Source organism: Bradyrhizobium sp. BWA-3-5, from assembly GCF_032917985.1.
Taxonomy (GTDB): domain Bacteria; phylum Pseudomonadota; class Alphaproteobacteria; order Rhizobiales; family Xanthobacteraceae; genus Bradyrhizobium.
In genome coordinates this window covers 6,656,649-6,682,505 of the sequence record NZ_CP136626.1, presented here as the reverse complement: position 1 = coordinate 6,682,505, position 25,857 = coordinate 6,656,649, and the positions used below count along the sequence as shown (strand labels likewise).

General features: G+C 62.9%; 24 protein-coding genes, 1 tRNA gene and 1 pseudogene. 13 read left to right on the top strand and 13 right to left on the bottom strand.

The features are described 5' to 3' along the window. Positions 1-27: 27 nt before the first annotated feature. Together RX331_RS32105 and RX331_RS32100 are read right to left on the bottom strand one after the other, a co-directional pair. Complete coding sequence (locus RX331_RS32105; RefSeq protein WP_317253593.1) at positions 28-465, bottom strand: urease subunit beta; 438 nt, start codon at positions 463-465, stop codon at positions 28-30. A gap of 20 nt (positions 466-485) precedes the next feature. Next, on the bottom strand, positions 486-788 hold the full coding sequence (locus tag RX331_RS32100; protein WP_317253592.1) for an urease subunit gamma: 303 nt from the start codon (positions 786-788) through the stop codon (positions 486-488). Positions 789-1,063: 275 nt separating this feature from the next. Between RX331_RS32100 and RX331_RS32095 the strand changes: the two genes are divergently transcribed. From RX331_RS32095 to RX331_RS32085, 3 genes are all read left to right on the top strand, one after another. Beyond that, positions 1,064-1,891: a hypothetical protein gene (locus RX331_RS32095; protein WP_317253591.1), complete on the top strand. Its 828-nt coding sequence runs from the start codon at positions 1,064-1,066 to the stop codon at positions 1,889-1,891. Between the two features lie 279 nt (positions 1,892-2,170). Beyond that, a complete protein-coding gene (locus tag RX331_RS32090; RefSeq protein WP_317253590.1) occupies positions 2,171-4,417 on the top strand; it encodes a TonB-dependent receptor in 2,247 nt (748 codons plus the stop codon). A gap of 2 nt (positions 4,418-4,419) precedes the next feature. Next, positions 4,420-5,202, top strand: coding sequence for a DUF4198 domain-containing protein (locus RX331_RS32085; protein WP_317253589.1), 783 nt, complete (start codon positions 4,420-4,422; stop codon positions 5,200-5,202). A gap of 627 nt (positions 5,203-5,829) precedes the next feature. On the opposite strand, the gene RX331_RS32080 is transcribed toward RX331_RS32085, so the two are convergent. The 7 genes and pseudogenes from RX331_RS32080 to RX331_RS32050 form a co-directional block, all read right to left on the bottom strand. Beyond that, the gene (locus RX331_RS32080) at positions 5,830-6,012 is read right to left on the bottom strand and encodes an autotransporter domain-containing protein (protein ID WP_317258285.1); all 183 of its coding nucleotides are present in this window, start codon (positions 6,010-6,012) and stop codon (positions 5,830-5,832) included. Between the two features lie 104 nt (positions 6,013-6,116). After that, positions 6,117-6,422: an autotransporter outer membrane beta-barrel domain-containing protein gene (locus RX331_RS32075; RefSeq protein ID WP_317253588.1), complete on the bottom strand. Its 306-nt coding sequence runs from the start codon at positions 6,420-6,422 to the stop codon at positions 6,117-6,119. Then, positions 6,419-6,601: a hypothetical protein gene (locus RX331_RS32070; protein WP_317253587.1), complete on the bottom strand. Its 183-nt coding sequence runs from the start codon at positions 6,599-6,601 to the stop codon at positions 6,419-6,421. Before RX331_RS32070 ends, RX331_RS32075 begins: the two co-directional genes overlap by 4 nt. Before the next feature lie 336 nt (positions 6,602-6,937). Next, positions 6,938-7,336, bottom strand: coding sequence for an autotransporter outer membrane beta-barrel domain-containing protein (locus RX331_RS32065; RefSeq protein ID WP_317253586.1), 399 nt, complete (start codon positions 7,334-7,336; stop codon positions 6,938-6,940). Continuing rightward, positions 7,275-7,946, bottom strand: coding sequence for a hypothetical protein (locus RX331_RS32060; RefSeq protein WP_317253585.1), 672 nt, complete (start codon positions 7,944-7,946; stop codon positions 7,275-7,277). Before RX331_RS32060 ends, RX331_RS32065 begins: the two co-directional genes overlap by 62 nt. A 397-nt stretch (positions 7,947-8,343) precedes the next feature. Beyond that, positions 8,344-8,514, bottom strand: a pseudogene (locus RX331_RS32055) (molybdopterin cofactor-binding domain-containing protein); the annotation flags it as partial. A gap of 102 nt (positions 8,515-8,616) precedes the next feature. Further along, a tRNA-Ile gene (locus RX331_RS32050) sits at positions 8,617-8,692 on the bottom strand. Positions 8,693-8,863: 171 nt separating this feature from the next. Between RX331_RS32050 and RX331_RS32045 the strand changes: the two genes are divergently transcribed. Then, positions 8,864-9,847, top strand: a complete 984-nt coding sequence (locus RX331_RS32045) for a TAXI family TRAP transporter solute-binding subunit (RefSeq protein ID WP_317253584.1) — start codon at positions 8,864-8,866, stop codon at positions 9,845-9,847. A gap of 56 nt (positions 9,848-9,903) precedes the next feature. Here the strand turns inward: RX331_RS32045 and RX331_RS32040 are convergent, their stop codons facing one another. Next, positions 9,904-11,115: an ABC transporter substrate-binding protein gene (locus tag RX331_RS32040; RefSeq protein ID WP_317253583.1), complete on the bottom strand. Its 1,212-nt coding sequence runs from the start codon at positions 11,113-11,115 to the stop codon at positions 9,904-9,906. A 173-nt stretch (positions 11,116-11,288) separates the two neighbouring features. Between RX331_RS32040 and RX331_RS32035 the strand changes: the two genes are divergently transcribed. Genes RX331_RS32035 through RX331_RS32025 form a run of 3 tightly spaced genes read left to right on the top strand, consistent with a single transcriptional unit; the run spans position 11,289 to position 15,554 of the window. After that, entirely contained in the window at positions 11,289-12,401 is a 1,113-nt protein-coding gene (locus RX331_RS32035; RefSeq protein ID WP_317253582.1) for a molybdopterin-binding protein, read from the top strand. 13 nt (positions 12,402-12,414) lie between these two features. Next, positions 12,415-14,370 (top strand): molybdopterin biosynthesis protein, encoded by a 1,956-nt coding sequence (locus tag RX331_RS32030; protein WP_317253581.1) that lies wholly within the window; start codon positions 12,415-12,417, stop codon positions 14,368-14,370. A gap of 53 nt (positions 14,371-14,423) precedes the next feature. Continuing rightward, positions 14,424-15,554, top strand: coding sequence for an FAD-dependent monooxygenase (locus RX331_RS32025; protein WP_317253580.1), 1,131 nt, complete (start codon positions 14,424-14,426; stop codon positions 15,552-15,554). Positions 15,555-15,558: 4 nt separating this feature from the next. On the opposite strand, the gene RX331_RS32020 is transcribed toward RX331_RS32025, so the two are convergent. From RX331_RS32020 to fdhD, 3 genes are all read right to left on the bottom strand, one after another. Further along, on the bottom strand, positions 15,559-16,236 hold the full coding sequence (locus RX331_RS32020) for a hypothetical protein (protein WP_317253579.1): 678 nt from the start codon (positions 16,234-16,236) through the stop codon (positions 15,559-15,561). Positions 16,237-16,412: 176 nt separating this feature from the next. After that, a complete protein-coding gene (gene mobA / locus RX331_RS32015) occupies positions 16,413-17,078 on the bottom strand; it encodes a molybdenum cofactor guanylyltransferase MobA (protein WP_317253578.1) in 666 nt (221 codons plus the stop codon). Further along, positions 17,023-17,913, bottom strand: coding sequence for a formate dehydrogenase accessory sulfurtransferase FdhD (fdhD, locus tag RX331_RS32010; protein ID WP_317253577.1), 891 nt, complete (start codon positions 17,911-17,913; stop codon positions 17,023-17,025). Before fdhD ends, mobA begins: the two co-directional genes overlap by 56 nt. A gap of 185 nt (positions 17,914-18,098) precedes the next feature. On the opposite strand from fdhD, the gene mobB reads away from it, so the two are divergent. From mobB to RX331_RS31980, 6 genes are all read left to right on the top strand, one after another. Beyond that, positions 18,099-18,629: a molybdopterin-guanine dinucleotide biosynthesis protein B gene (mobB, locus tag RX331_RS32005; RefSeq protein ID WP_317253576.1), complete on the top strand. Its 531-nt coding sequence runs from the start codon at positions 18,099-18,101 to the stop codon at positions 18,627-18,629. Between the two features lie 4 nt (positions 18,630-18,633). Next, entirely contained in the window at positions 18,634-19,890 is a 1,257-nt protein-coding gene (gene glp / locus RX331_RS32000) for a gephyrin-like molybdotransferase Glp (RefSeq protein ID WP_317253575.1), read from the top strand. A gap of 41 nt (positions 19,891-19,931) precedes the next feature. Further along, a complete protein-coding gene (locus tag RX331_RS31995) occupies positions 19,932-20,183 on the top strand; it encodes a sulfurtransferase TusA family protein (RefSeq protein WP_317258284.1) in 252 nt (83 codons plus the stop codon). Between the two features lie 88 nt (positions 20,184-20,271). After that, entirely contained in the window at positions 20,272-21,705 is a 1,434-nt protein-coding gene (locus tag RX331_RS31990) for a sigma-54 dependent transcriptional regulator (protein ID WP_317253574.1), read from the top strand. A gap of 13 nt (positions 21,706-21,718) precedes the next feature. After that, positions 21,719-23,722 (top strand): cache domain-containing protein, encoded by a 2,004-nt coding sequence (locus tag RX331_RS31985; protein WP_317253573.1) that lies wholly within the window; start codon positions 21,719-21,721, stop codon positions 23,720-23,722. A gap of 406 nt (positions 23,723-24,128) precedes the next feature. Then, a complete protein-coding gene (locus RX331_RS31980) occupies positions 24,129-25,784 on the top strand; it encodes an OFA family MFS transporter (RefSeq protein WP_317253572.1) in 1,656 nt (551 codons plus the stop codon). Positions 25,785-25,857: the final 73 nt, after the last annotated feature.

Here is a 25,857-nt window from a genome sequence, read left to right as displayed (position 1 = left end):
TTTTGCCTTTCGACGCGACCTCACGTCCTATATCGAGCGGAAGCCTCGCTTCGCCGCCTGCGCCACCGCCTTGGATTTGGACGTAGCGGCGTCCTGGCCTGCGGTTGGACCATCGACGAGATTGTTGAAACCATAGACGGCGCGTTTGCCGCCGTAGGGAACGAGTTGAACCTCACGTTCGTCACCGGGTTCGAACCGCGTTGCCGTCGATGATGGAATGTTCAGGCGCAGCCCGAAGGCCGCTGCGCGATCGAATTCCAGCGCACGATTGACTTCGAAGAAATGGAAGTGCGATCCGACCTGTATCGGGCGGTCACCCGAGTTGCGCACCTTAAGCGTCGTCACCGGACGATCGGCATCGAATGTGATCGCCGCCGAGCTGCACACGTAGCCGCCGACTGGCACGCCCTCCGTCGCCGGATCGACATTTGCAGCAACAGCGGGGCCTACTTTTGGTCCGGCCATGTTGGCCTCCTGTCAGGCATTCACTGGACGGGCGTGTGCACCGTCACGAGCCGGCTGCCGTCGGTGAATACTGCCTCGATCTGCACCATCGGAATAAGATCGGCGACGCCATCCATCACATCAGCCTTAGTCAGCGCGGTGCGCGCCTCCTTGGTTACGTCTTCGATTGTTTTTCCCGCGCGCGCACCATCAAGAGCAACCGCTGAGATGACAGCCACGGCTTCGGGATAGTTGAGCTTAAGACCCTTGGCTCTTCGCTTCAACGCGACATCTGCCACCATGTAGACGAGCAACTTGTCGAACTCTCTCGGAGTGAGCTGCATGCAATCCTCCGGACCCTGCCTGGCTTGTCTCACTTGGGAAAAGCAGGGGCACGTTTGAGCTAGTTGGCGGTCGCCTCATGGAGCGGTCGTCAGAATCTCCGTGCAACGGCAGCCATTCGACATTAGATGCACCACAACTGGACGGGTCAATCAGGGTTCTCCCCCGTTCTTCTATCGGAAAAGCCCTGATGGACCAGCTACCGAGAGGGGACCTATCGTCCTGGGTTATCGGCGCTAAAAGTCCTTGGCTTCGATGCCATCTTGAAATGTGCGCAATGACCGAAGCCGCCCTCAGCGTCATATCCTTCCTGTTTCTCGGCTTCTTCCTCGGGATGCGGCATGCGACCGACGCCGATCACGTGGCGGCCATTGCGACGATCGTCAGTCGCGAGCGCAGCGTGGCGGGCTCGGTGCTGATCGGCGCCGCCTGGGGCGTCGGACACACAGTCACGGTCATCGCGGTCGGCGCGGCAATCATCGTGTTCGGGGTCGTCATTCCGCCGCGTCTCGGCTTGTCGATGGAGTTTGCCGTCGGTATCATGCTCGTCCTGCTTGGCGTTCTCACCTTGACAGGCATGAGCCGTGCGGCCCGTGCGCATGCGGCTGTCCGTGGCACACATGAGCTCGACGTCCACGATCATCTCCACGCACACGGCGACTACGTGCACCGGCACCCGCACGGTCATGGCCCCGGCGCGCATGGACACGCCGATGAGCGTACGCCGCTGGCGCGGCTCGACCGCAGCGGGCTCAGCCGGACCGCGTTCTATGGCTGGCTGCGCCCCTTCGTGGTAGGCCTCGTGCACGGCCTGGCCGGGTCGGCGGCCATCGCCCTGATGATCTTGTCCATCATCCGCGAACCGGTAGCCGCGCTCGGGTATCTGCTGCTGTTCGGGCTCGGAACTATCGCCGGAATGATGCTGGTCACGCTAATCCTGTCGGCGCCGTTTACCTGCACGGCTGTCAATCTGCCCAAATTCAATTGGCGACTCCGCGCGGCGTCGGGTTTGGTTAGCTTGTTCTTCGGGGTTGTCCTGATCTACGGCATCGGCTTCGCCGAGGGCGGTCTGTTCACTGAGGCGCCCATCTGGAAACCCCATTGACCCAGCGCACACGGCTTGGGGCAATGGCAAGCCACGAGTGCGGGATCTTCTTCGTTGCCCTACGGCTGTTGACCGCTGAGAACTGAACGACAGCTCCGCAATTGAATACACGGTGGTGATGGCATTCAGATGAAACATGCCGTCGTTGTGGCTCGCAGCAATCCGGGTGCCACGGGCCGAACGTGCGCGCGCTGTATGATTTGTATTGAGAAGTCATACGTGCATCGTTACCGTGCAGGTCGTGCAATAAGAAGATACAACCGGTTTGATCGTCCGATCATGCGGACATGGCATCGCATAGAAAGCTCGTGGCGCCTCTTTTTCGCGACGACATCCATTGTCGTCCTGACTCATTCGACGTACGCACAAGTGGTCCGGGCGGAACCGGGAGCCAGCCTGCTTCCCCCAGTAACGATTACTTCTCCCGACCAGGCGACAAAGAAACGAGCGCAACGCTCGGAGCGCGCGGCGCGCCAGCAGCGCATCCGCCATTCTGCACAAAGGGGGCAATCTGTCAGTCGACAGCCGGCCTCTTCCAGCTTTTCGGGTGATCCAGCGGCAACGCCTGGCCGTGGCGATCTGTCGAGCTCGGTGACTGCGTTACCTGCGGCGACGACGGTACTGGATGTTCCCAGAATCGGCCAGCTGCCCATCGCAACCTATGGCGACCTGTTCCGGTCTCTGCCTGGGTTCAACGTCTCGAACTTTGGACAGGGCGCGATCGGCTATGGCCTTTCGCTCCGCGGCTACACGGAGGCGGAGCACGGGCGTGACATCGCCTATTTCATCGATGGTGTTCCGGTGAACGAAGTCTCGTCGCTGCACACGCCGAACTACGCGGACCTGAACATCTTGCTGCCCGAGACCGTGAAGAGCATCGAAATCGTCCGCGGTCCGTTTGCTGTCGAATATGGCGATTCCAATCTCGGCGGGTCGGTCAACATTACGACCAAGACCGCTGAACCGTTCGCGAGCGCCGGCACATCAGGCGGCACCCAGGGCACCGCGCGCGGTTTGGGCACGTACAGCACGACACAGGGCGCGTGGCTGCCCTACATCGCGTTGGAGGGGTATCGTACCGACGGCTATCGCGATAACAGCTTCATCGACCGTTACAGTTCGTTCAACAAGGTGACGACGACGCTCCCCGACGGAGCTACGGTTTCGTTTCGCGCGCAGGCCTATGGCACGACCTTCGGTGCGCCCGGCTACGCCAACCGCGACGCGATTGAAGCCGGGTTGATATCGGAGCGCTCGGCCACCAATCCGACCGACGGCGGTAACAAGCAGCTTGAGAATTTCGTCATCAATTATGCCACCGGACCACAAGATCAGGAGCTCAAAGGTACGCTGTTCGTCAGCCATGACCATTTTAACCGCTACGCTGATTTCGGCGGGGGGCAGCGATGGCAGCATGACGACCGGACAATGGTCGGCGGGCGCGTCACCAAGGTGTGGACTGGCGCTATCGGTAATGATATTCCGGTGCAGCTGCTGATCGGAAGCAATTGGCGTTCGGACAATATCAACGCATTCCAGGCGCCGACCACGGCCCGGGCGGTGACCGGAGCGCCGGTGGCCAATCTCGGATTGACAGAGACCAACCTCGCGGCTTTTGGCCAGATTCAGATCAAGCCATTGTCATGGCTGAAGTTCACCGCCGGCGGACGCTTCGACCAGTTCTACTATGATATCCGCGACCGCATCACGCCTGGCGATACGCCGAATATCTCGATTGGCATTATGAGTCCGAAGGCAGGCGTCGCGATCACCCCGGTGAAGTGGCTTGAATTGTTTGCGAACTACGGACAGGGTTTCCGCAGCATCGACGTGCCCCTTGAGCTGATCGGTAATCCCGGGATTCAGCCGTTCAAGGTTGTCAGCAGGGAAGGCGGAATTCAGTTCACCTTCGACCGTTTCAGGTTCCTCGCCAGCTATTGGACGACGGATTCTCAAAACGAATCATTTCAAGCGGCTCCCGGACTTCCTGTGACCTTCCTGGGCAAGGCACGTCGCGACGGGTTCGATTTGGACGGGCGTTTCTTCGTCATTCAGGAACCTGCAAACAGTATCTCGTTATTCGCGAACTTCAGCCACGTCCGAGCTCGATTGCTCGATGCGGCTCCCTCATTCTTCGTTCCGAATGTGCCTAACTATGTTGCCAACGTCGGTGTCGACTTCAACGTTGCGACCGCGAATGCGCAAGCGATTTCGGGTAGTGCCTATGTGACGTTTGTCGGCAAGAAGAACCTTACGCAGGATGGCTTGATCGCGACCTCGCCGTTCTCGCGTATCACCGGCAAACTGGCCTACACCTGGCCGGGCGGCTGGACGGCATTCACGCAGGCGACATTGTATCCCGGTGATCGGCTGAGCGAAATTGCAATCAGTTTCGGCAATCCTACGGGAGCGAGTTCGTCTGATATTTTCGTCAGCGCGCCACCGGCCGTTGTTGTCCTCGCTGGGCTCACCTACCGCTTTCCGACCGCTGTTGCTTCGGGTCCTCCAACATTGGTCACCAAATGAGCTTGAACCCATTTCGCATCCGCAGCGCTTTGCTTTTGGCCGCCGCCGCACTGGTGCCGGCCAACTTCGCTTCGGCCCACGATGTTTGGCTGACCTTCTCCGGTGAAGCTGCCTCCCGCCGCGTCGTCGTCAACTATGGTCACCCAGGCGATCGTCCCCCGACCATGGCGGACAAGATCCTCGATCTTGTCGCGATTGCGTCTGCCGGCACTACGTCGTTGTTGTCCGACCTGACGCCAGCGCAGGACCACGGCGCCCCCGTGGTTGTGTCCAAACCTATCGCAGACAGCGGAAATCTGTTGCTGGCTGCGCGTTACGACAACGGGTTCTGGATCAAGACGGCCGACGGCCTTTATCGGAACGCGACGCGGCGCCTCGTTCCTGATGGGGCAGATAGCATGTGGTCGGGGAAATTCGCCAAGGCGCTGACTGGGCCGGACGCACCGTGGCAGAAAGTGATCGGGCACGATCTGGAAATCATTCCGCTATCCGATCCAGACTTGGCGAAACCAGGACAGACCCTGCGCCTCAAAGTGCTGTTTCACGGCAAACCGCTTTCCGGAATCGATGTCGAGCGGGGCGACGGTATGACGGCGGTGGCGGAGCAGGATATCCCTCGCTTTGCCACCGACGCTGACGGCATCGCATCCATACCCATCGTGAAGGCGGGACCGCATTTGCTGGTGGTCGATCACAGAGTGACGCCATCGGCGACGCCGGATCAGGCGAACACGGATCTCTTCAACGCCACGTTATGGTTCAAGACCGCGACTACGAGACCCTGAACGGTCGATGCCCGAGCCGATTTCGCATTGATGGGGCCTTTGCCGACGTTGCGGGCTACACCCATCTCTTCGGTGCGCCTGCCGAAATTGCGCGGTCACTCCGCCAGCGCGGTCGGGCGAGGCATCTGAAGGCGTTCGCCCCGCATGGACGGCGCCTTGCTTGGTTCAATAGAAGTTACGCTCGGCAAAACCAAGACTGCCGCCCTGTTCGGGATGAACACCGAGTGTAGCGCTCCCCCCTCCCAATCGTACGGTTTTGTAAGCTTTGCTGCTTCAGCTTCTTGGATAGCGCGGCTCAGCCGTATCGCCGTTGCGCGACACTGAGCACGCCCACTGGGGCAGTTCTGGCGCTCGGTGCCGGTTGAGGATCGACCAGGAGGCTTGCCGATCGATGCCCGAGGTGGTGACCGGGTCGAACAGCATAGCCGTCAAAACCCTTTGCGCGGGCCCATCGGGAAAACGCCTGCGCGGTTGAGGATGTCGTAGGCGGTTTGGGGCTATCGCGTGGTTGCCTGTCGTTTGCGTTTCGATCTGTTCGCAACCCTAACGCCGTTGCCACGAGTAGCGCAGACCAAAGTCTCCCCGGATGCCATCGCGCTTGTTGCCATCGGTGTGCGCAACGGCGAATTAGTAACCGGCCTGAGCATAGAGGCTCAGCCCGGAGTTCACCTTGGCGGTCACGCCCGCGTTCAGGTCAAGTTGTGCCCCTTGCTCTAACAACGGAACCAGATCGGTGCCGGAGAACGTGGTGGTCGCTCGCGCGCCCCAGTCGTGCCAGAGGTTGGCCCGTACATACGGCTGCCAGACCAGTCCGCCGTTGCTGACAATGGTCCATCGACCCCGCAGACCGAACCGGTCGCGCCCGACGTCGAGCCGAGTGCTACGTTGCCCAGTCCGTCATTGGCACCGTCAAACTACACGTGCTGCCAGACGATCTGGCCCTGCGGCTCCAGCACGAAGCCGGGCCCGAGCGCCGGCACCGGGATAGGATAGCCGGCCTCGAGCGAGGAAACGAAGCCGATGCCCTTGGTCGGGAGGCTGGCGAATATCGTCGATGCGGTGCCTTGATAGGCAGTCGCCTGTAACACTGCGTCAAGATACCAGCCGGTCGGACCGTAATGCGTCCAGTATGTCCCGCCGGACCAACCATTGAGATTGAGGCTCCCCGTCTTGCGGACCATATAGTTGGTCGCTGCGTCGTTAGTGACGAGGCCGTTCACGTCGACGTTGGCATTGGCATAGCGAAGTAGATGCCGGCGCCGTCCCGGTGCCCCGGCAGCAGGCTGCCGCGCCACAGATCGTTGCCGCTCTGGAAACCGGCCACTTGGCCATTGGTGCGAGGATCGGCGAACGCGCGATAGCGATTGTTGATCTGCTGGCCGAAGCCGCGGCCCCACACTGAGCTGTCGACCAGGCGCTTCCAACATTTCCGATCGCGAGCGTGTCGCTGATGCGCTCATGCAGGGTGCCGAGCGCGGTTAGCCCAAGCTGCCGGGCCGTCGGCTGAACCGCGCCATAGGTCGCAATCTCCGGCCCGATGATCGGATAGACACCCGGTGGCAGCACCGGCGGCAAATCGTCCGGCAGTGCCTCTGGCGGCAACTCGGTGGGCGGCGTGATCGGCCCGTTGCCGCCGTTGCCGTTGCCGCTGTTTCCGCCGCGATTGCCATTGCCGCCGTTGCCGTTACCTCCGTTGAAAATCGAGCGCGAGAACCAGTCGTTCGGATTGGTACCGTTAAAGCCGCCCCGGTAGAGACGATAATCGTAAAACCCGGCACGCACCTAGCCAGCGAGTGTGAAAGCACTCTCGGCGGTCGTGCCGCCGTTTGACCGCTTCGATTACGAGGATGCCATTCGCGGTCGTGGAGGCGCCGGGGCTGTTCGGACCGGGAGTGACGTGCAAAAGGGTGTTGCCAATGGCTTGGGCCGGACCATCGGCAGCATTGACGGCCTTGCTCCCGCCGATGATGAGCTTGTCGGACGGCGAATTGTCGGGCCCAAGGTCCGTTCTCAGGTAGATCGAACCTCCAAGGCCATTATAGGTCCCGAAGACGGTGAGGGCATTGCCGACGCTAGTGGCATCGTTGCTGGCGACAAAGATCCTGCCTGCGTTGTCGATCGCACCTGCCGTCATTCCGGTTGTCGTCGAGCGACCCGACATGTACGAGGGTACCGTTTGACGCGATCACGAACTTCGCCACGTCTCCGGTGGAGGCGTTAGTGAACTTGATGGTGCCGCCGTTGACGACGCCGACGTTGACGATTGGCCTATTGGCCGGATCGTTGATCACGAAGCCGGTGGCGTTGACGGTAAAAATATTGCCGTTCTCCAGGCTCAGGACATAACTCGGGGCCGTGAAATTGAGCGTGCCAATGGACTGATTGTTTTGGTCGCGGACCGACCTGTTGGCCGCCGTAGCCAGATTAGTGAAGTTCGCAAGCAGGAGCGGCACAGCATGGCCGCCTGACTGGGTTTGCCAGTTGTTTTGATTGTTCCACTGATCTGTCCCGGTACCGCCGATCCATGTCGCCGGCTCGTTGGTAGTGGCGAACGGCGTCTGCGTCCCCGTCCGGGCCCAAGCCGGCGCGGCGAGGCCGAGCGATATGAGCGTCGGCAAGGCAAAGCACTGCTGCCATTTCGCGATTGCAAGACCGAGCACCCGGCGGCGATGCTGCTGAGGTCCTTGGTTGAAAGAAAACATGGCTGCGGAAGCGAAGCGCTCTCGAAGAAAGTCTACCCACATGCCCCAAGTCTAAGCAAATCGCGTCGGCAGCTCGTTGGTACGCATGCGCAATGCAGGCGACCCTACGACCTGCCGGAAATGGGGACTTTTCGCATTGCCTTGTTCGCAGGCACTAAGGTCCCCGACGCAGATGGTTGGGGGACTGCGCCGGGGCCGCCCGTTCCGCCGATATTTAAAGGGGGCTGGGAACCGGGAAACGAGCATGTTGATTAGAACACAACCTTAGCGGTTTTGCCAATGAAGTTTGTGCTAACTGCAGCGAAAGGTTGTGCGCAACCTTTGATCAAGCGAAAGTTTTGAGAGGAGAACCATGAGGCCGTTAGAGCACAAAGACATGCTGTGGTGCTCGCAATCGGGGTCGCAGTCCACCTACGGACACCCATCCCGACTATTTGTCGGACGCCAGCGATTGCGCGACACCGCCCTCGATTTGGCCGCGGCATTGCATCGGATTGGCGACACGGCCGGCATCGGCCGCCTGCACGCTTCTGAGAATCCTGAGTTCGCCGGTGTATTTGTTCACGGCGACACGAAAGCCCTGCACATTGAAGGTGACGGAGCGCGGCGTCGAAAAGATCGCTATGCGCGGACGCAGCGAACGAAAAGCGCACGTATCTGGTGCGGTACTCCCGCTGCGGCAAAACAAGGCCGGATAAGCAACTGAGTTCGCTGGTGGGCCCGGCAGGACTCGAACCTGCAACCAGACCGTTATGAGCGGCCGGCTCTAACCATTGAGCTACAGGCCCCGCCGCGAGACGGCCGCGGGAAGGGCGGCCGGCAACGGTGCCGCCATCGTTTACAGGCATGACAGCGATACGGCAATGCCGGGTTTGGGGCGGAAAACGCGCTTTCACAAGCGGCCGGGCTTGCCTACAACCTCCGTTGCATCATTCGTCCTGGAACGCTTGAGGCCAACAATGAAACTCGCTTGGATTGCCTGCATCGGCCTGCTGCTTGCGGGCAACGCCGGGGCGCAGGAGGGAGGCAAGGCCATTACCAAGATCACGATCAGCTTGGGGACTGCGACGCCGGGCGGCGGCTTCCCGGTTTACGGGGGCGCGTTTGCGGAAATCATGAATGCGGCCGATCCAGCGCTTTCGATCGAGGCGCGCAACACCAAGGGCTCCAACGAGAACATCCCGCTGCTGGAGGCGGGCCAGCTCGACATCGCACTGGTGGCGGGGGAGCCGGCCTATGAGGCCTTCATGGGCATCGGGCGGGCGCCGACAAAGCTGAAGATCCTCACCGCGATGTATTCCAGCCCCGGCATGTTCGTGGTGCGGGCGGACAGTCCCTACAAGACGATCAGGGATCTGGTCGGCCAGCCGGTTGCCTTCGGCGCCAAAGGCTCCGGCCTGCCGATCCTGTCGCGCTATATCCTCGACGGCATCGGGTTGAAGCAGGACGAGGATTTCAAATCGATCTATCTCGACCGCGCCGGAGAAGGCCCGGCCATGGTGCAGGACGGCCGCGCCGCCGCATTGTGGGGCGCGGGCATCGGCTGGCCCGGCTTTGCCGCTGTCGCGCAGGCGCCGGGCGGCGCGCGCTTCATCGCGCCCGATGCCGGCGAGATTGCGCGCGTCCGTGCCAAGCACACCTTCCTGAAGCCGCTGACGGTCCCGGCCAACAGCTATCCGAACCAGCCGGCCGCCATCGATTCCATTGGCTCGTGGAGTTTTGTACTGGTACGCGAAAGCCTTCCGGACGATGTCGCCTATCGCCTCGCGCGCACGCTGCACGGAGCCGAGGCTGCCCTCTGCAAGAAGCTGCCGCAGGCCTGTGAGACCACGGCCGTCAACACGGTCGCGGCCGCGCCGAACGCGGAGCTGATTCATCCGGGGGTGATGAAGTATTTTAAAGAGGCGGGGGTGGTGAATAGGCGAATAACGAATGGCGGGTAGCGAATAGATGTTTCTTCGTATTCGCCACTCGCCACTCGCCACTCACTATTCGCTCTTCATTTCTTCGCCATTGCACAGGCCGGGTCCGGCGGGCCGAACGCTTCATCGCCTGATATCTTGGCGAGGATCTGATAATAGTCCCACGGATATTTCGATTCCTCCGGCTTCTTGACCTGCACCAGCCAGAGGTCGTGCACCATCAGATTGTCCTCGCGCAGTCTGCCGTTGCGGGAGAAGAAGTCCTCGACCGGCTTCTCGCGCATCTTCGCTGCCACCTTCAGCGGCTCGTCGGTGCCGGCCTCCTTGATCGCATTGAGATAGCTCATGACAGAGGAATAGACGCCGGCCTGCCACATCGTTGGCATCCGGTTCATCTTGGCGAAATAGCGCTTCGACCATTCGCGGGTCTTGTCGTCCATGTCCCAGTAGAACGAGGTCGTCAGCAACAAGCCTTGTGCCGCCGGTAGTCCAAGCGAATGGATGTCGGTGATCAGCGCGAGCAGGGCTGCCATCTGCTGGCCGCCCTTGAACACGCCGAACTCGGCAGCCGTCTTGATCTCGTTCATGTTGTTGGGCGGGCCGGCGGCGATGCCGATGATCTTGGCCTTGGAGGCCTGCGCCTGCAGCACGAACGACGACAGGTCCGGCGTCGCGAGCGGCGGCCGCACCGAGCCCAGCACCTTGCCGCCATTCTTGGTGACCACGGCGGAGGCGTCGCGTTCCAGCGAATGGCCGAAGGCGTAGTCGTCGGTGATGAAGAACCAGCTGTCGCCGCCCCGCTTCACCACGGCCTGCGCAGTGCCGACCGCGAGCGAACGGGTGTCGATCACCCACTGCATCGCGTAGGGCGAACAGGATTTGCCGTGGAAGTCCGCGGCCAGGGTCGAATGCGTGATGAACAGTTTCTTCTTCTCGTTCGCGATGCCTTGCACGGCAAGGCCGACTGCCGACACCGGCACGTCGACGATCAAATCGACCTGTTCGACATCGTACCAGCGCCGCGCGATGCCACCGCCGATGTCGGGCTTGAGCTGGTGGTCGCCGACGACGATGCTGATCGGCTTGCCCAGCACCGTGCCGCCGAAATCGTCGATCGCCATTTGCGTGGCGGTGACCGAGCCCTGGCCGGTCGGCGTCGATGCCGGGCCGGTCATGTCGGTGAGGACGCCGATCTTGACCACGTCATCTGAAATTTGCGCGAGCGCCGCGACTGGTGCCAGCAGCGCAGCCGCGACCAGTCCCAGCCTGGAAATGCTCCTGGCGAACATGCGTTTTCTCCCTCAGGATCGGCGTGATTGGCCGTATCGATTGGTCGGCGGTTGCCTCCGCCAATTGGTCTCATTTGCAACTATTTCGCATCGTCGTCAACCAGCCGAAAGGGGAAGGAAGAACGCGAGCGGGTTCTGTTTATTTCCGGCCCGATTCAGGGCATAGCCGGGCCATGACGTCGTCCCAGCGCCTGCCAGCTTCCCTCACGCCGCTCGATGCGGCCGTTGCAACATTGCTTGGCGGTGTGGGAGCGGTCGCGCCGGTGGAACTGGCGCTTGCAGATGCGCTGTACTGCATCGCAGCGGAGACGCCGCCGCTCAAGGCCTGTCCGCGGCGCGATACCGCCGCGGTCGATGGTTATGCGCTTTGCGCCCGCGATCTCGTCGGCGCGTCCTCCTATTCGCCGCTGCCGCTACCGGCCGCGCCCGTTTGGGTCGAGGCCGGCGAGGCCATCCCGGATGGCTGCGACTGCGTGCTGGATTTGGATTCCGTGGATGTTTCCGGGCCGATGCCGCAGGTGCTGGCGGAAGCGATACCGGGGCAGGGCGTGCGCCGGGCCGGCAGCGATATCGCCGCGGGCCGTCTCGTCGTAGAGCCCGGGGAGCGGGTACTGCCGCACGCTCTTCTGATGGCGCGCGCGGCCGGGCTTGAGCGCTTGAACGTCCGCCGTCCACGACTGCGGGTCGTCAACGTTCCCGGCGGCCAGGTAACCTCGGATCTGGTCGCGGAGAGCGCGCGCGCCGCCGGCGCCGCAACGGTTTCCTTCACGGCTGCGGGACGCGATGCCGGATCGATCGGTGCGGCGCTCGATAGCAGTTCCTGTGATCTGCTCCTGATCATCGGGGGCTCCGGCGTCGGGCGCACCGATGCGACGATAACGGCGTTGGCTTCACGCGGCGAGGTGCTCGCCCACGGCATTGCGCTGCAGCCCGGGCGCACGGCGGCCATCGGACGCGTCGACAAGACGCCGGCTGTAGTGCTACCGGGCGCATCGGACCAGGCGCTTGCGGCATGGTGGACGCTGGTGCTGCCCGTGCTCGATCGTCTTTCGGGCCGCTGCCCGCACAGAACGGTCAATTTGCCGCTGGCTCGCAAGATTGCATCTCAGGTCGGCATCGCCGAGATCGTGCTGGTGGAACGGAAACAGGACACGTGGAGCACGCTGGCGGTGGGCGAGTTGTCGCTGGAGGCGATCGTCCGTGCCGACGCCTGGCTCGTTGTGTCGGGCGGCTCTGAAGGATTTGCAGCAGGCAGTCTCGTCGACGCCTATATGCTGCGGGAGTGACAAGAGTTCAGGAATGACCAATACACCCTCGCCAACAGATCGCGATACGAAGGAACAGGATCAGGATCAGTTCCTGACGATCCTGTCGCGCGAGGATGCGCTGGCGCGGTTCGAAGCCGCCTTGTTCCCGCGTACGATAGCGAGCGAAATCCGCCCGCTCGCCGACGTGCTCGGCTGGGCACTTGCGGAAGACGTCGTGGCGCCGATCGACGTGCCGCCGTTCGATCGCTCGAATGTCGACGGCTTTGCGGTGCGCTCAGTCGATCTCGCTGCTGCCGGCGAAGCTTCGCCGATTCGCGTGATGCTGAACGACGAGGTGATCGCCTGCGGCACGGCGCCGACGCGGCCGGTGCTGTCGGGAACAGCGACGCCGATCGCCACCGGCGGCCCGGTGCCGCGCGGAGCGGATGCCGTCGTCATGGTCGAGCACACGCAACCGGCGGGACCGCGCGCGATCGAAATCCGCCGCGCGGCGTCGCCTGGACAATTCGTCTCCTATGCCGGCTCCGATATCGCCTGCGGCGAGGCGCTGCTGCGCGCCGGCACTGTCATCGGCTCGCGCGAGATCGGCATGCTGGCGGCGTGCGGCATCGCGCAAGTCGCGGTCGCGCGCCGGCCGCGCGTTGCCATCATCTCGACCGGCGACGAGCTGGTGCAGCCCGGTCAGCCGTTACGGCCGGCGGCGATCTATGACACCAACGGCGCGATCGTCACCGCGGCGATCTCCGAGAATGGCGGCGAAGCTCACTTTCTCGGCGCCATTCCTGACGATGAAGCGCAGCTCGAAGACGCGATGCGCAAGGCGCTCGCGACCAGCGATATGCTGGTGCTGTCGGGCGGCACGTCGAAGGGCGCGGGCGACGTCTCCCACCGGATCATCGGCCGGCTCGGCAAGCCCGGTATCATCGCGCATGGCGTGGCGCTCAAGCCCGGCAAGCCGCTGTGCCTTGCGGTATGCGACGGCAAGCCTGTCATTATCCTGCCGGGATTTCCGACCTCCGCGATGTTCACCTTCCACGACATGATCGTGCCGGTGCTGCGGCGGATGGCTGGCCTGCCGCCGCGTTCGGACGCCAAGCTCAACGCACGCGTGCCGGTGCGGATCGCTTCCGAGCTTGGCCGCACCGAGTTCGTCATGGTTTCGCTGGTCGAAGGCGCGGATGGATTGATCGCCTACCCCACGGGCAAGGGCTCCGGCGCCATCACCTCCTTTGCCCAGGCCGACGGCTTCTTGCGCATCGATGCGCTGGTCGACCAGATGCCGGCCGGCAGCGAGGCGGAGGTGACGCTGTTCACGCCGCATGTGCGGGTGCCGGACCTCGTCATCGTCGGCAGCCACTGCACCGGGCTCGACCTCGTCACGGCGCCGCTCGCGCATGCCGGGCTCGTCGTACGCTCGATTGCCGTCGGCAGCCTTGGCGGCCTTGCGGCTGCCAAGCGCGGTGAGTGCGATTTTGCGCCGATCCATCTGTTCGACGAGAAGAGCGAGACCTACAACACGCCCTATCTCAGCGACGGGCTGGAGCTGGTGCCGGGCTGGCGTCGCATGCAGGGCATCGTGTTTCGCAAGGGCGACCGGCGCTTCGAGGGCCTGAGTGCAGAAGACGTGGTGCGCGCCGCGCTCGCCGATCCCGCCTGCATCATGGTCAACCGCAACCAGGGCGCCGGTACGCGCATTTTGATCGACCGGCTGCTCGGCGGTGCGCGCCCGGACGGCTACTGGAATCAGCCGCGCTCGCATAATGCGGTGGCGGCCGCCGTCGTGCAGCATCGCGCCGACTGGGGCATGACCATTGCGCCGGTCGCGCATGCGTCAAACCTGGGTTTCATTCCCTTTGCTGAAGAGCATTATGACTTTGCACTGGTGAAGGCGCGCAAGCAGCGGCCGGCGGTCCAGGCCTTTCTCGATGCACTCGCGTCGGAAGCAGGGCGGGTGGCACTGGTGCAGGCAGGCTTTCGGCCGGCCTGACGCGTTCGCGAATTGACGAAGCCGCCATAGAAGCGGCTCGGGCAGGGATAGGAATGGCAAGACCGCTATCGATTGCGATCATCGGCGCCGGCATGGGAGGGCTCGCCACCGCCGCCGCGCTGAGGCGGGTGGGCATCGAGGTCACTGTCTACGAGCAGGCGGCGCAGTTCGCGCGGTTGGGCGCCGGCATCCAGATCGGCTGCAACGCCATGAAGGTGCTACGCGAACTTGGATTGGAGACAAGGCTGCGCGCGCAGTCCTTCTATCCGCGCTCCTGGAACAACCGCGACTGGCGCAGCGGCGACATCAAGTTCGACATGATCTTCGGCGAGAGCGCCGAGCAGAAATTCGGCGCGCCGTATCTTTTGGCGCATCGTGGCGATCTGCATGCGGCGCTTGCCAGCGCGGGGCCTGATGCCTGTATCAGGCTCAACCACAAACTGGTCGGGCTAGATGAAGGCGGCGACGGCGTTCGGCTCGTCTTTGCCAACGGCACGACCGTCATGGCCGATGCCGTGATCGGCGCCGATGGCGTCCATTCGATCGTGCGGGACATCCTGTTCGGCGTCTCGCCGGTGAACTTCACCGGGCGGATCGCTTACCGCACCACCTATCCCGCCGCGCTGCTCGGCGGTGAGAAAATCGACGATTGCACCAAATGGTGGGGCGAGGACCGCCACATCGTCATCTATTACGTCAAGCCGGACCGCAGCGAAGTCTATCTCGTCACCAGCCAGCCGGAGCCGGACTTCCGGATCGAGTCATGGTCGGCAAAGGGCGATGTCAGGGAATTGCGCAAGGCGTTCGCCGGCTTCCACCAGCAGGTCGAGCAGGTGCTGGCGGCATGTCCCGACGTCCATAAATGGGCGATCGTCGACCGCAATTCGCTGGAGCGCTGGGCAGATCGCAACGTGACGCTGCTAGGCGATGCCTGCCACCCGATGACGCCTTACATGGCGCAGGGCGCGGCGATGGCGATCGAAGACGCCGCCGTCCTGTCGCGCTGCCTCGATGGTATCGAGCGGGAAGGTATCGCGAACGCGTTTCGCCGCTTCGAAGCGACGCGCAAGGAACGGACGGCGCGCATACAAACAACCTCGCGCGCCAACACCTGGCTAAGTGGGAAGACGGATACCGACTGGGTGTACGGCTACGACGCGTGGACCGTCCCGCTCGCGGCGTAGTTCTTTAACCCTGAACCCGCAACAATTCGCTGATGATCCGGGACTTCATCCAGCCGACATTGTCGACGATCTCCCGGCGCAGCGCGTCCTTTTCCGCCTCGTATTGCTCTTGCGTCATGCCTTGGCCGCCCAAGGCCGTGACACCGTACGCGTCGAGCGCGGTCTCATGGCGTTGCTTCCAATCGACGACCCGCGTGGTCATGACTTCCGTCACCGCCGGTATCGAGCCGGGATGACCTGCGATGTCACAGGCCTCCTTGGTGCGCATATCCGTGGCGAGCATAAGCACGTTCCACTCGTCGAAGCCGATGAGGTCCATTGAAGCATACAAGAATGCACCATGCTCGCCGTCCCAGATCGTGTGGTCGATCACCAGAAAAGGCGCGGCACGGCAATAGCCATGGCGTGCGGTCATTTCACGGTTGAAGGTCTCGGTGCGCTCTTCCAGCCGCTTCCTGGCGGCGGCGAAAAGAGCGATGTAATCGTCGGCGGTGAGCAGGATGTTGCGCCGATCGTCGGGGGCAAAGCCACACTCCCGCAGCATGTTGCCGATCTTCGGATCGTCCCAGATTTCCTTCGGGATAACGCGGCTTACGCCATCCGCGTCGGGCGTCCGAGGCATTGCTCTTATTTCGGCAACGGTTGGCTGCCTCGTGCCGAAACTTGTCCTGCGACCAAACATGGCGATGGCCTCGCGTCAATTGCGCGGGGGTCATTTTACCGGCAGCTACATTAAATCGTATTTAACCTGGACGCGAAATCCCGACCGATTCCGTCAATATCCTGGTAGCTCGGGAGTCCGGCGTTACTTGATCAGCCGGCACCGGGTTCAAGGCGCCGTCTGCGGCAATCTGGCGCCTAACCGCCATCAAGGGCGGCCAGCCGCTCCGCCTCCGCAATGTCGTCCATGGTGTTGGCGTTGAAGAAGGGATCGAGCGGTTCGATCGGCCACGTCACCGTCGCCAGCCTGTAGCGCGCGGTCCAACGGTCGATCTTCCTGATGTCTTCGACCACAAGCGCGTGACGCAGCTCTTCGCGCAAGCCGACGCTCCATAGGCCGATCACTGGATGCGACTGGCCACCAGAAGCGGCGACAGCCAATTCGGCATTCTCCGCTTCCAGCGCATCATGTAGCCGCGCCACCAGATCGCGCGGCAGGAACGGGCAGTCTGCGGCGGCGCTGAGAACAAGCCTTACATCGGGCCGGTTGGCCGCAGCCCAGTCGAGCCCCGCCAGAATGCCGGCGAGCGGGCCGGGAAAATCGGTGACGCCATCGGCGATGACCGGCAGGCCGAATGCCGCAAAGCGCGCCGGATCGCCATTGGCGTTGAGGATGAGGCCGTCGCATTGCGGCGCAAGGCGCGCGATCACGCGATCCAGAATGGTGCGGCCGCCGATGGTGCGCATCGGCTTGTCGCCGCCGCCCATCCGCCGCGCGAGGCCCCCTGCCAGGAGAACGCCGGGAATTTTAGTCGTCACGCTCTTCGCCCTTGCGCTTGTGCCGCGCGGATTCCTCCTCGACATAGTCGAGGTTCTGGTCGAACACGATCCGCTCCTGTCCCGACAGCGCGATGAAGCGCTTGCCGCGGGTGCGCCCGACCAGCGTCAGCCCGACCTGCCGCGCCAGCTCGACGCCCCATGCGGTGAAGCCGGAGCGCGAGACGAGAATGGGAATGCCCATCCGCACCGTTTTGATCACCATCTCCGAGGTGAGGCGGCCGGTGGTGTAGAGGATCTTGTCGGCGGGATCGACGCCGTGGCGATAGATCCAGCCGGCGATCTTGTCGACGGCGTTATGGCGTCCGACGTCTTCGGTGTAACAGACCGGCGCGCCTTCCTTGCACAGCACGCAGCCATGGATCGCGCCGGCTTCCAGATAGAGCGAGGGCATGGTGTTGATCGCGCGCGTCATCTCGTAGAGCCAGGAGGTACGCAATTCCGCCTTCGGCAGCGCCACGCTTTCCACCGCCTCCAGGAGATCGCCGAACGCAGTGCCCTGCGCACAGCCGGAGGTCTGCGTGCGTTTCTTCAGCTTGGCCTCGAAATTGGTGTGATGCTCGGTGCGCACCACCACGACCTGCAGGTCATCGTCATACTCGACCTCGGTGACGACGTCGTCGTATTTCAGCATGTTCTGGTTGAGCAGATAGCCGAGCGCCAGATATTCCGGGTAGTCGCCGATCGTCATCATGGTGACGATCTCCTGCGCGTTCAGATACAGCGTCAGCGGCCGTTCGACCGGTACCCGGATTTCGACTGAAGCGCCGGTCTGGTCGGTGCCGGCGACGCGCTCGGTCACCCGGGGGTCCTCGGGATTCGGCACGATCAGGGGGGCGGGGGTTTTTTCCATCTTCATCATAGGACAGAGGTTAGCATGACAACGGCTTCCAGCCGATATAAAGCATTTCGGGATATGGACAATCCGGCCACTCGCCGTCATTGCGAGCGAAGCGAAGCAATCCATCGTGCCGCAAGGGAAGCATGGATTGCTTCGTCGCTTCGCTCCTCGCAATGACGGTGGAGAAGCCGCCATCGGAGTATAAGATGAAAGTAATAGGCCTGGCGGGATGGAGTGGCGCCGGCAAGACCACCTTGCTGACGCGGGCGATCCCGCAATTCGCAAAACAGGGCCTTCGCGTCTCCGTGATCAAGCACGCCCATCATGCCTTCGATGTCGACGTGCCCGGCAAGGATTCCTGGCGGCATCGCGAGGCCGGCGCGGCCGAGGTGCTGGTGTCCTCCAGCCAGCGCTGGGCTCTGATGCGCGAATTGCGCGGCGCCAGCGAGCCGCGGTTGCCGGAACTGCTGGCGAAGATGTCGCCGGTCGACCTCGTTGTCGTCGAAGGATTCAAGCGCGAACCGCATCGCAAGATCGAGGTTCATCGCGCCGCCAACGGCAAGCCGCTGTTGTTCCCCGACGATCCCGGCATCGTCGGCATTGCGACCGACACGGCGGTTGAAACCACGCTGCCGACCGCCCATCTCGACGATATCGAGGCGGTGACGGCGATGATGTTGAAATCGGCGATCTCGCTCGAGACGTTTTGGCCAAATGCGAAGCTGAGGGCTGACTAGACACATGGCGCAACTGTCCGACGATTGCTTTGCCTTCGGCGGTCCGATGATGTCGGTCGATGAGGCCGTGGATCTCATCGCTACCCGCGTGACGCCGGTATTGGATGTCGAGAAGGTCGCGCTTGTGCAAGCCGACGGCCGCATTCTGGCGCACGACGTTTTGGCGCCGCTGCCGCTGCCGCCCTTCACCAATTCCGCCGTCGACGGCTACGCAGTGTCGAGCCGCGACCTGCCCCAAAAGGACGAGCAGACCTTTGCGGTGAGCGGCCGTGTTCAGGCGGGCAGTACCGCCTCCGCGTCGCTCAAGCCGGGACACGCGGTGCGAATTTTTACCGGCGCGCCGATGCCTGATGGCACCGATACCGTGTTCATGCAGGAAGACGTTCGCGTCGACGGCGGCAAGGTCGTGCTTCCTGCGGGCCTCAAACCCGGCGCCAATGTGCGTCCCGCGGGCGAAGATATTCCTTTAGGTGTTGCGGCGTTGCAGGCTGGCCAGCGGTTGCGGCCACAGGACGTTGCGCTTGCGGCCGCCTTTGGGTTGACCGGGCTCGAGGTCGTCAGACGTCTACGCGTGGCCGTGTTCTCCACCGGAAACGAGTTGGCTTCACCCGGCGAAGCGCGCGCGGCGGCGCAATTGTTCGATTCCAACCGTTTCATGCTGATGGCGATGCTCGCGCGCATCGGCTGCGAGATCAGCGATCTCGGGATCATCAGGGACGACCGCGCTGCGCTTGCCCGCGCGTTGCAGAATGTGGCTGCCGCGCACGATTTGATCCTCACCACCGGCGGCGTTTCGACCGGCGAGGAGGATCACGTCAAGGCAAGCGTCGAGAGCGTCGGCCGGCTGGTGTTGTGGCGGATGGCGATCAAGCCGGGACGTCCCGTCGCGATGGGCATCATCGGCGGCACGCCCTTCGTTGGATTGCCCGGCAATCCGGTGGCGAGCTTTGTCACCTTCGTCCATGTGGTGCGGCCGACTGTTTTCGCGCTGTCGGGCGCGCGGCCGGAACCGTTGACGCCAATGCCCGTCCGCGCGGCTTTCGCCTACAAGAAGAAGATTTCGCGCCGCGAATATGTCCGCGTCACCTTGCGCAAGGGCGCGGATGGCGCGCTGGAAGCGGAAAAGTTTCCACGCGAAGGCGCAGGCCTGTTGTCCTCGCTGACGGAGACCGATGGCCTGATCGAGCTCGGCGAGGACGTCACGCAGGTATCGCCCGGCCAGATGGTCGGGTTCCTGTCCTATGCGGCGCTGATCAACTGATGTCCGTTGACGATGCCGAGCCGCTTCGCCATGGTCGCAGCATGACCACGACAAAACTCGATCTGGCCGGGCTGAAATGCCCCTTGCCGGCGCTGAAAACACGCAAGGCCTTAAAGAACCTGCCGGCCGGCGACCGGCTGGAGGTGCTGTGCACCGATCCGCTCTCGGTGATCGACATCCCGAACCTCATTCGCGAGACCGGCGACAGGGTCGAAATCACCGAGCGCAGCCAGGACCGCATCGTATTTTTGATTGAAAAAACAAATGGGTCGATAGAAGAAGCGAATGCATGATGTGGGTGTCTGCAAGCCCCGCGTAGGACAACGACCTCATTAAAACGTACGATTGCCGGGTGCGACATACGGTCCTAGAAATCCCGGCATGAACCTCCCAACATCGAAGGCAAGCGCGGCGGCACCCACTGCCACGGCCAATGAGCCGGCGGCAAAGCTCGGCAAATCGGCCGGTACGGCTGAGTTCAGCGCGCTGGCGCAGGCCTCGATCCTGATTATCGATGACGAGCCGGGCATGCGCAATTTCCTGATGCGCACGCTGGGACCGCGCTGCAAGCATGTGGAGGAAGCGGCCGATACGGACGAAGCCTCGCGCAAGCTCGACAAGAGCCGATTCGACATCGTCATCCTCGACAACATCATGCCGGGCAAGAACGGCGTCGACTGGCTGGCAGAGCAGCGCGCCGTCGGCTTCTTTGCCGACGCCATCCTGATCACCGCCTATGCCGATCTCGACACCGCCATTCAGGCGCTGCGCGCCGGCGCGGTGGATTTCGTGCTGAAACCGTTCCGCTCCAACCAGATACTCAATGCGGTCGCACGCTGTCTCGACCGGGTCAGGCTGCAGCGCGAGAACTATGTGCTGCGTTATGCGCTGCGCGCGTCATCCGATCGCACCTTCCTGCGCGACAATCTGATCGGGGAGTCGCCGGCGGCCCGCCGCGTGCGCGAGACCATTGCGCGTGTCGCCCCGCTGCCGACATCGATCCTTCTGACCGGCGAATCCGGTACCGGCAAGGAGGTCGCGGCACGCTCTATCCACTCATTGTCCGATCGCGCCGACAAGCCCTTTGTGCCAGTCAACTGCGCCGCCATTCCGCCCGAGATGATCGAGGGCGAGCTGTTCGGGCACATCAAGGGCGCCTTCACCGGCGCCGAAGGCGGCCGCGAGGGCCTGTTCCTGTATGCGCACGGCGGCACGCTGTTCCTCGACGAAATCGGCGAACTCCCGCTGCCGATGCAGAGCAAGCTGCTGCGCGTGCTGGAAGATCGGCGTGTCCGCCCGGTCGGCGCCGAGCGCGAAGTGCCGGTCGATCTGCGCTTCATCTTTGCGACCAATGCCGATCTGCAGAAGGCGGTGGAGAAGGGACGCTTCCGGGCCGATCTCTATTACCGGCTGAACGTCATGCAAATCCATCTGCCGCTGTTGAAAGATCGCGGCGACGACGTGCAGGAACTCGCCTCGATCTTCATGAACAAGCTCTCGCTGCAGCTCGGCATGCTGCCGGTGCCGATCGACAGCGCCGTGCGGGCTGCGCTGGCGAGCTATGACTGGCCCGGCAATGTGCGCGAGTTGCGCAACCTGATCGAGCGCACCTTGATCCTCGGCGCATTCCCGGACGATTTTGCTGGTCCCCGGAACGACGGCCAGGCCGCCACCGCCGACAGTCTGGCGGATCTGGAGCGCCGGCATATTCTTTCGGTGCTGAAGGAAGCCGGCGGCAACCGCGAGGAAGCGGCGCGGCGTCTCGGCATTTCGCGCAAGACCATCGACCGCAAACTCGCGTTATGGAATGGCTGACCGGGCTGGCAGCATGCAAGACCCCGTTCGCGGACAATCTGTTCGCTTCCGGCTGCTTGCCATCGCGCTGCTGCCGATGCTGGTCATCCTGCCGCTGCTGCTCGGCGTCGCGGCCTATCGCTGGAATGCGCGGTTCGATGCGACGCTGATCTCGAAGGTGAACGGCGATCTCACCATCGCTCATCAATATCTCGCCCGCATCCTGGAAAAGACCGGCGTTCAGATCCGCGGGCTCAGCCTCTCGTTTCGCTTCCGGGAAGTCGAAGAACAGGAAACGCTGTCCGCCGTCGAGACGCTGATCGAACAGTCCCGCAAGGAGATGGGCCTCGACTTCCTTTATTTGATGGATGCAAGTGGAAAAGTCGTCGCTTCGTCGCCCGCGCTCAAGGGGGCGCCGAGATCGGACTGGCCGATCATCGCTTCGGCGCTGTCGGGCCAATCTCCATCGACCGGCATCGATATCTTCACCTCGGATGAGCTTGCGGCGATTTCGCCTGCGCTTGCCGAGCGTGCGCGCCTCGACCTGGTGTCGACGCCAAATGCGGTGCCGACCGACCGGAGCACGGAAACCCATGGCATGGTGGTGCATGCGGCGAGCCGCGCAAGCGCGCCCGGCGGCGGGCCGGGCGCGCTGGTTGGCGGGATTCTGCTGAACCAGAATCTGGAATTCATCGATACGATCAATGACCTCGTCTATCAGGCGGCCAGCCTGCCGGAAGGCAGCCAGGGTACGGCGACGTTGTTCCTGGATGACGTGCGGGTCTCGACCAACGTTCGCCTGTTCGAGGGACGGCGTGCGTTGGGGACGCGGGTGTCGGCGGCGGTGCGCTCCGCGGTGTTGGGGGAGGGGCGCACCTGGCTCGACAGCGCCTTCGTCGTCAACGACTGGTACATCTCGGCCTATGAGCCGCTCGTCGATACCTATGGCAAGCGCGTCGGCATGCTCTATGTCGGCTTTCTGCAGAAGCCGTTCAACGACGCCAAGCTTGAGACGCTACTGATCATTGCGCTCGCCTTCATCGCGATCACGGCGGCGACCGTGCCGGTCTTCCTGCGCTGGGCGCAATCGATCTTCATGCCGCTCGAACGAGTCACAGCGACGATCGGCGAGGTCGAGAGCGGCAATCTCTCCGCGCGCACCAAACTCCCGGCGTCAGGCGACGAGATCGGCCGCGTGGCGGTTCACCTCGACACATTGCTGGACCAGATCCAGGAGCGCGACCGCCAGCTCCGCGAATGGAACGAGGAGCTGAACATCCGGGTGAGTGAGCGAACGCGCGACCTCGAACTCGCCAACCTGAAGCTGGAAGCGACCACCAAGCAGCTCATCATGTCCGAAAAGCTCGCGGCGATCGGCGAGATCACCGCGGGCGTGGCGCACGAGATCAACAATCCGATCGCGGTGATGCAGGGCAATCTCGACGTTATCAGAAGCGTGATCGGCGACGAGGTCGAAAGGGCCAAGATCGAGTTCCGTCTGGTCGACGAGCAGATCCACCGCATCAGCCAGATCGTCACCAAGCTTTTGCAATTCGCGCGACCTGAAGAGTACGCCGGCTATGTCGAGCGTCATGCGCCGGGAGCCGTGGTGGCGGACTGCCTGCCACTGGTGCAGCATCTCCTCAACAAGACGGAAATCAAGGTGGAGAGAAAGGATCGGGCCAGCCGCCTGGTCCTGATGAACCGTACCGAGCTGCAACAGGTGCTGATCAACCTGATCGTCAACGCCATCCACGCGATGCCGGACGGCGGACGCCTGACGCTTCGTTCATACGACGCCGATCGGGATGGAGTGCCTGGTATCACCATCGAGGTGGGCGACACAGGAATTGGCATGGAACCCGACGTCGTGGAGAAGGTCTTCGACCCCTTCTTCACGACGAAGCGCCGGGAAGGCACCGGTCTGGGTCTTTCCATCAGTCAGACGCTGATCAAGCGCCAGCGTGGCCAGATTACGGTGGAGAGCGAAATCGGCCGAGGAAGCACATTCCGCGTGTGGCTTCCGGAGGCCGACTAATGCGACTGGCGGACATTTTGTCCGGCGGTGTCAGGACAATTTGTCCTGATTGCAGGGACGTTCCCTCACAAGTCATTGATTCCAGACATCGAGCGATTTGGCACATGGATTGCTAATCCCTTCTTCAACAAAGTTGAAAGGGAGGACAACGACGGACGGTTGCACTGTCGAATTGAGCTGCTGGCCGTCTGTTCATGCGGGCAAAATCTCACCTCAATTCGCCGGCATTGCTGCGAGCACAATCCAAAAGCATCAGGGTGGAAGCTCCGAATGCGCGAGTCCCGCGCGTTCCGGAAAACCGCATGGAACGGCAGGATGGGGCTGTTCCACTGCAGGCTGAGGGTGACGAAATCGAAGACAGTAACGAAAGCCCGGCTCAAAGCGCGGGCTGCAGGGGAAAATAGCGATGACAACAATCAGCAGCGCCGGGAGCATCCCCGGTGCAGGAACAGGGTTCCTTGACAAGGAGCGTACGATCGCGACGGCCGGCTTCAATCGCTGGCTTGTGCCGCCGGCCGCGCTTTGTATCCATCTCTGCATAGGCATGGCCTATGGCTTCAGTGTGTTCTGGCTGCCGCTGTCGCGCGCGATCGGGCTGAGTGCGCCGAAGGCATGCCCCGACATGACGCTGGTCCAGGAGCTCTTCACCACCACCTGCGACTGGAAGGTCGCCAGTATGGGCTGGATGTACACGCTGTTCTTCGTGCTGCTCGGCATTGCCGCCGCGGTGTGGGGCGGCTGGCTCGAGCGCGTCGGCCCGCGCAAGGCCGGCTTCGTCTCGGCAATGTGCTGGTGCGGCGGGCTCTTCCTCGGCGCGATCGGCGTCTACACCCATCAACTGTGGTTGCTGTGGCTCGGCTCCGGCGTGATCGGCGGCATCGGTCTCGGCCTCGGCTACATCTCGCCAGTGTCGACCCTGGTAAAATGGTTCCCGGACCGGCGCGGCATGGCGACCGGCATGGCGATCATGGGCTTCGGCGGCGGCGCCATGATCGGCGCGCCGCTGGCCAACCTGCTGATGAACTATTTCAAGACCCCGACTTCGGTCGGCGTCTGGGAAACCTTCGTCGCGATGGGCGTGATCTATTTCGTGTTCATGATGATCGGCGCCTTCCGCTACCGGCTTCCGCCGGCGGGCTGGCGGCCCGAAGGCTGGACGCCGCCGGCGAAGGCCAACGCGATGATCTCGCAGAACCACGTCCATCTGAAGGACGCGCACAAGACGCCGCAGTTCTGGCTGATCTGGTGGGTGCTCTGTCTCAACGTGTCGGCCGGTATCGGCGTGATCGGCATGGCTTCGCCGATGCTGCAGGAAATCTTCGCCGGCAAGCTGATCGGGTTGCCCGACGTCGGCTTCAACCAGCTCGATGCGACACAGAAAGCGACGATTGCCGGCATCGCGGCCGGCTTCGCCGGGCTGCTCTCGCTGTTCAATATCGGCGGCCGCTTCTTCTGGGCCTCGCTATCCGACAAGATCGGCCGCAAGAACACCTATTATACGTTCTTCATCCTCGGCATCGCGCTCTACGCGCTGGCGCCGACATTTGCGGCGATGGGCTCGAAGCTCTTGTTCGTGCTCGGCTTCGGCATCATCCTGTCGATGTATGGCGGAGGCTTTGCGACCGTGCCGGCCTACCTCGCCGACATGTTCGGCACGCAGTTCGTCGGCGCTATCCATGGCCGGCTGCTGACGGCATGGTCGACCGCGGGGATCATCGGTCCGGTGGTGGTGAACTACATCCGCGAATTCCAGCTCGCGGCCGGCGTTCCGCGCGACCAGCTCTACAACACCACGATGTACATCCTGTGTGCGATGCTGATCGCGGGCCTGATCTGCAACTATTTGATCAAGCCGGTCGACAAGAAGTGGCACATGAGCGATGCCGAGGTCGCCAAGCTACAGGCCGCGACGGCGAGCGCCGGGAACTCGGCGCCGTCGGGCTCCTATGGTATCGGCTTCGGCGGGCTCGACGCCAAAGCCGCGCTGTTCTGGGCCTTCGTCGGCATTCCGCTGGCCTGGGGCATCTGGAAGACGCTGGAAAGCGCCGTCAAGATCCTCTGACGGTTTAAGGCCGCCGTGCGGGATCAAACCCCACGGCGGCCCGCCAACGCGGGTTCGGCCGCAATGGCGATAG

Excerpts from the sequence above, each read along its gene's own strand:
- RX331_RS32105 (WP_317253593.1), bottom strand. The coding sequence starts at position 465 with ATGGCCGGACCAAAAGTAGGCCCCGCTGTTGCTGCAAATGTCGATCCG.
- RX331_RS32100 (WP_317253592.1), bottom strand. The coding sequence starts at position 788 with ATGCAGCTCACTCCGAGAGAGTTCGACAAGTTGCTCGTCTACATGGTG.
- RX331_RS32095 (WP_317253591.1), top strand. The coding sequence starts at position 1,064 with ATGACCGAAGCCGCCCTCAGCGTCATATCCTTCCTGTTTCTCGGCTTC.
- RX331_RS32090 (WP_317253590.1), top strand. The coding sequence starts at position 2,171 with ATGCGGACATGGCATCGCATAGAAAGCTCGTGGCGCCTCTTTTTCGCG.
- RX331_RS32065 (WP_317253586.1), bottom strand. The coding sequence starts at position 7,336 with ATGACGGCAGGTGCGATCGACAACGCAGGCAGGATCTTTGTCGCCAGC.
- RX331_RS32060 (WP_317253585.1), bottom strand. The coding sequence starts at position 7,946 with ATGTGGGTAGACTTTCTTCGAGAGCGCTTCGCTTCCGCAGCCATGTTT.
- RX331_RS32045 (WP_317253584.1), top strand. The coding sequence starts at position 8,864 with ATGAAACTCGCTTGGATTGCCTGCATCGGCCTGCTGCTTGCGGGCAAC.
- RX331_RS32040 (WP_317253583.1), bottom strand. The coding sequence starts at position 11,115 with ATGTTCGCCAGGAGCATTTCCAGGCTGGGACTGGTCGCGGCTGCGCTG.
- RX331_RS32035 (WP_317253582.1), top strand. The coding sequence starts at position 11,289 with ATGACGTCGTCCCAGCGCCTGCCAGCTTCCCTCACGCCGCTCGATGCG.
- RX331_RS32030 (WP_317253581.1), top strand. The coding sequence starts at position 12,415 with ATGACCAATACACCCTCGCCAACAGATCGCGATACGAAGGAACAGGAT.
- RX331_RS32025 (WP_317253580.1), top strand. The coding sequence starts at position 14,424 with ATGGCAAGACCGCTATCGATTGCGATCATCGGCGCCGGCATGGGAGGG.
- RX331_RS32020 (WP_317253579.1), bottom strand. The coding sequence starts at position 16,236 with ATGTTTGGTCGCAGGACAAGTTTCGGCACGAGGCAGCCAACCGTTGCC.
- mobA (WP_317253578.1), bottom strand. The coding sequence starts at position 17,078 with ATGTCGAGGAGGAATCCGCGCGGCACAAGCGCAAGGGCGAAGAGCGTG.
- fdhD (WP_317253577.1), bottom strand. The coding sequence starts at position 17,913 with ATGATGAAGATGGAAAAAACCCCCGCCCCCCTGATCGTGCCGAATCCC.
- mobB (WP_317253576.1), top strand. The coding sequence starts at position 18,099 with ATGAAAGTAATAGGCCTGGCGGGATGGAGTGGCGCCGGCAAGACCACC.
- glp (WP_317253575.1), top strand. The coding sequence starts at position 18,634 with ATGGCGCAACTGTCCGACGATTGCTTTGCCTTCGGCGGTCCGATGATG.
- RX331_RS31995 (WP_317258284.1), top strand. The coding sequence starts at position 19,932 with ATGACCACGACAAAACTCGATCTGGCCGGGCTGAAATGCCCCTTGCCG.
- RX331_RS31990 (WP_317253574.1), top strand. The coding sequence starts at position 20,272 with ATGAACCTCCCAACATCGAAGGCAAGCGCGGCGGCACCCACTGCCACG.
- RX331_RS31985 (WP_317253573.1), top strand. The coding sequence starts at position 21,719 with ATGCAAGACCCCGTTCGCGGACAATCTGTTCGCTTCCGGCTGCTTGCC.
- RX331_RS31980 (WP_317253572.1), top strand. The coding sequence starts at position 24,129 with ATGACAACAATCAGCAGCGCCGGGAGCATCCCCGGTGCAGGAACAGGG.